Consider the following 881-nt stretch of genomic DNA (forward strand, 5'->3'; position numbering starts at 1 on the left):
TCGACGATGCGGGTGATGACGTCGGTGAGGTAGGCCTGCGGCTCGACGCCGATGAGTTTGCAGGTCTCGATCAACGAGGCGATCACTGCCCAGTGCTCGCCCCCGCCGTCGGATCCCGCAAACAGGGCGTTCTTCCGGTTCAAAGCCAGCGGCCGGATCGTGCGCTCGACGGTGTTGGAGTCGATCTCCACACGCCCATCATCGAGGAACAGGCTCAGCCCCGCCCAGCGGCTCAGGGCGTAGCGGATCGCCTCCGCCAGGTTGCTCTTTCGGCTAAGGAGGCCGAGCTTCTCTCGCAGCCACGGCTCCAGCGCCTCGACCACCGGCCGGCTTCGTTCCTGCCGGACCACCCGCCGCTCCTCGGCCGAGCGCCCGCGGATCTCGGCCTCGATCCGGTAGAGCGCGGCGATGCGGGCGAGCGTCTCCGTCGCGATCGGCGAGGCCGCGGCAAGGTCATAGAATTGCCGGCGGACATGGCTCCAGCAGTAGGCCAGCCGCACGCCGCCACCCTTGGCCAAGCTCTCGTAGGCCGCGTAGCCGTCGACCTGGAGCACGCCTGCAAACCCGCAGAGATGCGCGATCGGTCGTCCGGCCGTGCGATCCGGGGCGTAGACGTAGGCGACGCCGGGTGGATCCGTCCCGCCCCAGGGTCGGTCGTCGCGCGCATACGCCCAGAGCTGACCGATCTTGGTGCGGCCGCGGCCCGGATCGAGCACTGGTGCCGTGGTCTCGTCGGCAAACAGCTTGCCCGAGCGCTTCAGCGTCTCCAGGAGCCGCTCGTGCACGGGCCGGAGCAGGAAGGCGGCGCGCCCGACCCAGTCGGCCAGCGTCGAGCGGTCGAGGCTGATGCCCTGGCGGGCGAAGATCTGCGCCTGTCGATA

The 881-nt window shown here is 69.6% G+C and carries 1 protein-coding gene; it reads right to left on the reverse strand.

Features of this window, described 5'->3' with window-relative positions; translation table 11 throughout:
• Nucleotides 1-881: IS66 family transposase (tnpC, locus tag MFF58_RS31840; protein ID WP_238294323.1), on the reverse strand; the 881-nt coding region annotated here is incomplete at both ends.

The organism is Methylobacterium longum, from assembly GCF_022179385.1.
In the GTDB taxonomy this organism is placed as follows: domain Bacteria; phylum Pseudomonadota; class Alphaproteobacteria; order Rhizobiales; family Beijerinckiaceae; genus Methylobacterium; species Methylobacterium longum.